Annotated in this window: 7 protein-coding genes and 1 pseudogene; 5 read left to right on the forward strand and 3 right to left on the reverse strand. The window is 53.2% G+C overall.

Annotated features, from left to right (window positions below):
• Positions 1 to 64: 64 nt before the first annotated feature.
• Positions 65 to 931: a class II fructose-1,6-bisphosphate aldolase gene (gene fba, locus KQI83_RS11085; protein WP_201428552.1), complete on the reverse strand. Its 867-nt coding sequence runs from the start codon at positions 929 to 931 to the stop codon at positions 65 to 67.
• Between the two features lie 178 nt (positions 932 to 1,109).
• Between fba and KQI83_RS11090 the strand changes: the two genes are divergently transcribed.
• The 5 genes and pseudogenes from KQI83_RS11090 to KQI83_RS11110 all read left to right on the forward strand — a co-directional run bounded on the left by KQI83_RS11090 (position 1,110) and on the right by KQI83_RS11110 (position 5,990).
• Positions 1,110 to 1,607, forward strand: a complete 498-nt coding sequence (locus tag KQI83_RS11090; protein WP_253295595.1) for an endonuclease domain-containing protein — start codon at positions 1,110 to 1,112, stop codon at positions 1,605 to 1,607.
• A 276-nt stretch (positions 1,608 to 1,883) separates the two neighbouring features.
• Positions 1,884 to 2,225 (forward strand): phenylpyruvate tautomerase MIF-related protein, encoded by a 342-nt coding sequence (locus tag KQI83_RS11095; protein WP_216557876.1) that lies wholly within the window; start codon positions 1,884 to 1,886, stop codon positions 2,223 to 2,225.
• Positions 2,226 to 2,425: 200 nt separating this feature from the next.
• Entirely contained in the window at positions 2,426 to 3,469 is a 1,044-nt protein-coding gene (locus tag KQI83_RS11100) for a D-alanine--D-alanine ligase family protein (protein WP_216557879.1), read from the forward strand.
• Between the two features lie 191 nt (positions 3,470 to 3,660).
• A complete protein-coding gene (locus KQI83_RS11105) occupies positions 3,661 to 5,019 on the forward strand; it encodes a UDP-N-acetylmuramoyl-tripeptide--D-alanyl-D-alanine ligase (RefSeq protein WP_216557882.1) in 1,359 nt (452 codons plus the stop codon).
• 216 nt (positions 5,020 to 5,235) lie between these two features.
• Positions 5,236 to 5,990, forward strand: a pseudogene (locus KQI83_RS11110) (exodeoxyribonuclease III).
• A gap of 399 nt (positions 5,991 to 6,389) precedes the next feature.
• On the opposite strand, the gene KQI83_RS11115 reads toward KQI83_RS11110, so the two are convergent.
• On the reverse strand, positions 6,390 to 7,250 hold the full coding sequence (locus KQI83_RS11115; RefSeq protein WP_216557884.1) for a helix-turn-helix transcriptional regulator: 861 nt from the start codon (positions 7,248 to 7,250) through the stop codon (positions 6,390 to 6,392).
• 21 nt (positions 7,251 to 7,271) lie between these two features.
• Positions 7,272 to 7,514: hypothetical protein (locus tag KQI83_RS11120; RefSeq protein ID WP_216557887.1), on the reverse strand; the 243-nt coding region annotated here is incomplete at its 5' end.

The following is a 7,514-nucleotide window of genomic DNA, read 5'->3' on the forward strand; positions in this document are numbered from 1 at the left end:
AGATGTGTATAAGAGACAGGCTTCTTGAACGTGTGTTCAAAGAGCTTCGCAATGACCGGTTAGATCACGCCTTGCCGACGGAACCGAACAGCTCCATCTTCTCCTTGACCTTTGCCTTGATCGCCTCGGTACCGGGAGCGAGCAGCTTTCTGGGGTCGAAGCCCTTGCCCTGCTTGTCCTTACCTGCCTCGATGTACTGACGGGTCGCCTCAGCGAATACGAGCTGGCACTCGGTGTTGACGTTGATCTTGGAAACGCCCAGAGAGATCGCCTTTGCGATCATGTCGTCCGGGATACCGGTACCGCCGTGGAGTACGAGCGGCATATCGCCGGTTTTCTGCTGGATCGCGTCGAGGGTCTCAAAGCTCAGACCTGCCCAGTTCTCGGGATAAACGCCGTGGATGTTGCCGATACCGGCAGCCAGCATGGTAACGCCCAGATCAGCGACCATCTTGCACTCTTCGGGATCAGCGCACTCGCCCATGCCGACAACGCCGTCTTCCTCGCCGCCGATGGAGCCGACCTCTGCCTCGATGGACAGATCCAGATCGTTGCAGATACCGACCAGCTCTTTGGTCTTGGCGATGTTCTCGTCGATCGGATAGTGAGAGCCGTCGAACATGATGGATGAGAAGCCCGCTTCGATGCACTTCTTAGCGCCCTCATAGGAGCCGTGATCGAGGTGGAGCGCTACGGGAACGGTGATGCCGAGCTCTTCGATCATCGCGGTGACCATACCGACGACGGTCTTGTAGCCGCACATATACTTGCCGGCGCCCTCGGATACGCCGAGGATGACGGGGGATTTGAGCTCCTCAGCGGTCAGCAGGATCGCCTTGGTCCACTCAAGGTTGTTGATGTTGAACTGACCGACAGCATAGTGACCGGCCTTTGCTTTGGTGAGCATTTCTTTCGCGTTAACTAATGGCATAATAATTCCTCCTTGTATGTTTTGTATAAAACACAATTAGTTATTGTATATTATACCATCGATTTGCTCGCTTCGCAATACGTAAAAAGAAAATAATAGCAAAATAATCGCTTGTTTTGGTTGATTCCGGCGGCGGTATGGATTATAATAGAGAAGCTAAGGAAGTTGATTCGCTCCGTTGGCACGAGGAAGAAAAGGCTCCCTTTGGGAAAGGGAGCTGTCGGCAACGCCGACTGAGGAATTGTATGAATGGAGCGAGATTTCTCGCGACCAACCGAATCAGGTCGTTTTCATGGATAGAATACATAATAAAGATAATCTGCCTTTGGCGAGAACGCTGAGAAACAATATGACCAAGGAGGAAAATCATCTTTGGTATGATTTTCTGAAACTGTACCATCAACAGTATCATATTATTTTTCTCAGGCAAAAGATAATCGGAAACTATATCGTAGATTTTTATTGCCCTCAAGCAAAACTGGTAATTGAGTTGGACGGTTCTCAGCATTATGAAGAAGATGCTGAATTATATGATACAATACGAACCGATTTTTTGAACAGCTTGGACATAGAAGTATTACGATACACAAACCGGGATATCCATACACGTTTTAAAGAAGTGTGTGACGATATTGATTATCACATCAGAATGAGGATCAAAGAGTTGCAGGGATAAGGTATCTCGCTTACGCTCGTTCGATTGATACAATTCCTCAGTCAGCCGACACGCGTGTCAGCTGACAGCTCCCTTTCCCAAAGGGAGCCTTTGAGATTGGCAACGTAAGCGTTTTCCTTAATTCCTAATTTCTCGCAGTAGCTCTCAGCCAATCATCGTTCACGGACTTAATCGTCCGTTCCGATTCTTGGGAGAGCCTTGCATGGGTGCTGTTAGCCAAATCAAAGATTTGGACAGCACCTCAATTCCTAATTCCAAATAAAAAAGGAGGACACCATGCCTTATATCAACGCGAAGTTTTCCGCATCCGTATCCCCCGACAAGGAGATCGCGCTCAAGAGCGCCTTGGGCGAGGCGATCACCCTGCTGGGCAAATCCGAACGCTACCTGATGGTCGAGATCTCGGACAACTGCCGCCTGTATTTCGGCGGAAAGAACGACGAGCCGATCGCGTTCTTTGACGTCAGCCTGCTCCACAGCGCGCCCCGCGAGAGCTATGAGGCGCTTACTTCGAGGCTCTGTGAGATCGCCAAGGACATCATGGGCGTCGACGGCAGCCATGTCTATGTCAAGTTTGAGGAAACCGAGAACTGGGGATTTGACGGATTTATGTTTTAAATAAGCCTTCCCCTTGAGGGGAAGGTGGGCTTTACGACTCAATGGAGTCGTAAAGGTCGGATGAGGTGGAAGCCTAACCGACCTATCGATAAATCGGATGTAGTGGAAATGTTTCCACCTCATCCGTCACCGCCTGACAAGCGTGTCCGGTCGGCGGCGACACCTTCCCCTCAAGGGGAAGGCTATAAGGAGGTATTATTATGAAAATAGTTGTATTAGCCGGGGGACTCTCCTCCGAACGCGATGTATCGATCTTATCCGGCTCCAAGGTCGCCGCGGCGCTGCGGTCTAAGGGGCATCAAGTCGTTTTGATCGACGTATATATGGGCTATGAGGGCGACGATTTTGACGCCGACAGGCTCTTTGCGCAGAACTATGATTTTGCGGGTGACGCGGTCATCGAGACCGAAGCGCCCGATATCGAGGCAGTCAAAAAAAGCCGCAAAAACCAGTCCGCGGGCTACTTCGGCGACCATGTGCTGGAGCTGTGTCAGGCGGCTGACATCACCTTCTTAGGGCTGCACGGCGGCGAGGGTGAGGACGGTACCGTGCAGGCGGCGTTAGAGCTTCACGGCATCAAATATACCGGCTCCGACCACCTCGGCTCCGCGATCGCGATGCACAAGGGCGTGACCAAGGGCGTGTTCCTCAACAGTAACGTCCCGACCCCGATGAGCCGCCTGTATAAGCGCGAGTTCATGTGCGCGGGCTACCTCGACAGCTGGTGCAAGTTCCCCTGCGTCGTCAAGCCCTGCTCCGCGGGTTCCTCCGTGGGCGTGCAGATCGTCGGCGATCCCGAGCAGTTCGTCGCCGCGGTAGGCGCGGCGTTCCGCTATGACGATGATGTTCTGGTGGAGGAATACATCAAAGGCCGTGAGTTCTCGGTCGGCATTTTGGGCGGCAAGGCGCTGCCCGTCATCGAGATCATCCCCAAGGACGGCTGGTATGATTATGAGAACAAGTATCAGGAAGGCGCGACCGAAGAGGTCTGTCCCGCCGATTTGGATGAGGATATCGCGAAGAAGATGCAGGCGGAGGCGGAGCACGCCTTTGAGACCCTGCGCCTCAAGGTCTACGGCAGAGTCGATTTCCTGCTCGGCGACCACAATCGCCTTTATTGCCTGGAGGCAAACACCCTGCCCGGCATGACGCCGCTGTCCCTGCTCCCGCAGGAGGCCGCCGCCGCGGGCATCGAATACGCCGACCTGTGCGAGAAGATCATTGAGCTTTCACTCTTGAAGTAATATGAGGCTCCCTTTGGTAAAGGGAGCTCCCGCGGATGAGCGGGTGAGGGATTGTATAAATGGAGCGAAGCGACCAACCGTATGAATAATATGTTTCTCGCTGACGCTCAGTCAATGATGCAATCCCTCCGAGTTCGCGTAACGCGAACCCACCTCCCTTTACCAAAGGGAGGCTTTACACGGAGGAATTTATGAAACCGATCACATTACAAGAAGTCGCTATGGCGTGCTGCGGTACGCTGCACGGTAATCCCGACGCCGTCATCACATCTATCGTCACCGACAGCCGCAAGGCGGGCAAGGGGTCGCTCTTTGCCGCGATCAAGGGCGCCCGCGTCGACGGTCACCGCTTTATTCCCGCGGTAGCCGAACAGGGCGCGGTATGCGTGCTGTGTGAGGAAAAGCCCGACACGGACATCGCCTATATCAAGGTCGAGTCAACGCTTGTCGCGCTCAAGGGCATCGCCGAGTATTACCGCTCGCTGTTCACGATCCCGTTCATCGGCATCACCGGCTCGGTCGGCAAGACTTCTACCAAAGAATTCATCAGCGCTGTTTTAGCGCAAAAATACAACGTCCATAAGACCGGCGGCAACTTCAACAACGAGCTGGGCGTTCCGATCACCCTCTTCGGGCTCGAGGAGGAGCATGAGGTCGCCGTGATCGAAATGGGTATCTCCGGCTTCGGCGAGATGACCCGCCTGTCCAAAATGGTGAGACCCGATATCTGCGTCATCACCAACATCGGCTACTGTCATCTGGAGAATCTCGGCGACCGCGACGGCGTTCTGCGCGCCAAGACCGAGATGTTTCAATATCTGAGCGCCGACGGTACCATCATCCTGTGTCATGATGACGACAAGCTGCGTACCGTCACGGATTATCACGGCATCCGCCCGACCTTCTACGGCACCGGCAACGATGAATACCGCGCCGAGAATATCACGGAAAAAGGGCTGGACGGTATCGGGTGTACGCTGATCCACCGTTCACGCACGGATGATCCCGATGATAACGCCCGTATCGACGTGACCATCCCCACGATGGGACGGCATAATGTCCTCAACGCCCTGTGCGCGATGGCGGTGGGCACACAGCTCGGACTCACTCCCGAAGAGATCAAACGCGGGCTTGAGAGCTTTGAAAACGTCGGCTCGCGCAATCATATCATCAAGACCGACACGCTGACCATCATCGACGACTGCTACAACGCCAACCCTACCTCCACCAAGGCGGGACTGGATACGCTGAGTAAGCTCAGCGGCCGCAAGATCGCGATCCTCGGCGACATGAAGGAGTTGGGCGCGGATGAGATCGCTCTGCACCGCGAGGTCGGCGCCTACGCCAAAGAGGCCGGTATCGATATGCTGGTCGCGGTGGGCCCGCTGAGTGAAGCGACCGCCGAGGGCTACGGCAAGGGCGCGTATTACTACCCCTCCGTGGAGCGGTGCATCGACCGGCTCAAGCGGTATTTGCTGCCCGGCGACACCATCTTAGTCAAAGCGAGCCACAGTATGCGGTTCGAGCGCATCGTGGAAGCGCTTTCGTAATTTGGAATTAGTAATGAGGAATTAGGGATGAAGGGAAAGCCTTCGCCTTTTGATTCCTATAGGATGTCGCAAAAACGTGACAACTCCTTTCTTAAGAGAGCTGTCACGAATTGACTGAGGGTTGACATACCTATCAATCAGGTGCGGACAGCGTCCGCCCGCAATTCCTAATTCCTAACTCCTAATTCCTCATTATTTACAGTCCGGAGGATCACCATGAAATTCATCTCTTGGAATGTCAACGGCCTGCGGGCTGTTGTCAACAAAGGATTCAAAGAAATATTTACCGAGTTGGACGCGGACTTCTTCTGTTTGCAGGAAACAAAATTGCAGGAGGGGCAGATCAACCTGAGCTTTGAGGGCTACGAGAGTTACTGGAACTATGCCGAGAAAAAGGGCTATTCCGGTACGGCGATCTTCACAAAGCTCACGCCGCTTTCGGTCAGCTGCGGCATCGGGATCGAGGAGCATGATCATGAGGGCAGAGTCATCACCCTCGAGTATGAGGATTTCTACCTCGTCACGGTCTACACGCCGAACAGCCAGAATGAGCTCAAACGCCTCGATTACCGTATGCGGTGGGAGGATGACTTCCTCGCCTACATCAAATCGCTCGACGAGAAAAAGCCCGTCATCTTCTGCGGCGACCTCAACGTCGCGCATCAGGAGATCGACCTCAAAAATCCCAAGACCAACCGCAAGAACGCCGGCTTCACGGATGAAGAACGCGCCAAGATGACCGTGGTGTTGTCATCGGGCTTTACCGATACATGGCGCAGCCTGAATCCCGATACGGAGGGCGTGTACTCATGGTGGAGCTACCGCTTCAACGCCCGCAAGAACAACGCCGGATGGCGCATCGACTATTTCATCGTGTCCGACCGTTTGATGGACAAGGTCGGGATGCAAAGATCCATACCGATATCATGGGCTCGGATCATTGCCCTGTGGAATTGGAACTCTCCATATGATTCGGAGTATACAAATCGTCATTGCGAACCCCGTTTACGGGGGGTGGCAATCTCAACCGAATATAATATAAGGCACAGCGGTTTCGGCGCTGTGCCTTTCAGTTTGTCGAAAAAGTATGGAATAATAAATGAGCAGCCGTTTTCCAAGGCTCCTTTTGGGAAAAGGAGCTGTCACCGAACGGTGACTGAGGAATTGTATCAATTGATCGACCGAAGGGAGAAACCCTCATTTTACCTTTGTTCTAATCACCAACGTAAAAGAATGTGACTCGCTTCGCTCAAACAATCTATACAATTCATCCGCCTCCTTTCGGAGGCACCTTCCTTTCCCAAAGGAAGGCTTTGATAGGTTTTTCTACAGTCTGGAAGGCACAGCGGTTTCGGCGCTGTGCCTTTGTTTTATGATTGCGTTTTTGTCAGCTTGCGTTTACGATGGAGCACTGCCGTCATGTAGATGAACAGGATCTCGACCGACAGCAGGGCGAGCGTGCTCAGTGTCGTATTGGTCAAATAGCTGCGCAGCTGTGCCGTACCGATGACCGCGATCAGACCGAGTACATAGTCGATCAGCTCAAACAGCATTTCCAGTCCTGTAAAGACGTATACCGGGATTGGACTGCAGGGGTTTTTGGCGCGGAAGAACCGCGATACGATGATGATAAACGCAACATTGACCGCGACAGCTGCGATAACGGCTGATCCGCGCAGCGCTGTATAATTGCGCCAGCTCAGATAATAGCGGAACAGAACGCCCAACAGATTCAGTACAACAATGGACAGCATGATCCGCTTTGCCGCCTGTGGGGTGAATTCGTCCTTGACGGATTTGATGAACCCGTAGAACAGGATGACGGTGACCAATGTCAAAAAGACCATTCTGCTGATCAGCACCGCTGATTCGTACACCGTTCTGAACGCCCGCGCGTCGGTCAGATAATAGAATGTATTCCAGAGCGTCAGGATCAGATTGACGGAACACGCCACCGCGAACAAGGCGGTCAGGACGCGCTTGTGTACGGGGTACTCGATCACGGGATTGACCTCGGGATAGGTTTGCATATCGTCGTCGTTGAGCAGGTCGTTCAACGTGGTATCAAGAGCGCGGGCAAGCGCCTTTGCCGTTAACAGATCGGGATAGCGCGAGCCGTTCTCCCAGCGCGATACCGCCTGTCGGGTCACATATAATCTGTCCGCGAGCGTCTGTTGGGTGATACCCTTTTCTTCTCGCGCTTTGCGGATGTTTTCTCCGAATTCAGCCATGATTCTGTTCTTCCTTTCTGTTTATATATGATGTTCCTTGAATATTGCCTCCGGGGTATCTGTAGGTACCGGAGGCGTATTCTGTCTGTCAGCCCTAATACCGATGATGATCGACAGGATGAATATCACCAGCAAGGGTCCGAAGATGATGGTCAAGTACCAGTTTCTCGTTGCGAGCCCGATGATCAGTATAATCAGATCGATCACAGCAAGCACAACTGTCAGCGTCGTGCGTGTAGATGGTTTTTGCGTACTGTATACGTC

The organism is Roseburia sp. MSJ-14 (genome assembly GCF_018918225.1).
Lineage (GTDB): Bacteria > Bacillota > Clostridia > Lachnospirales > Lachnospiraceae > Petralouisia.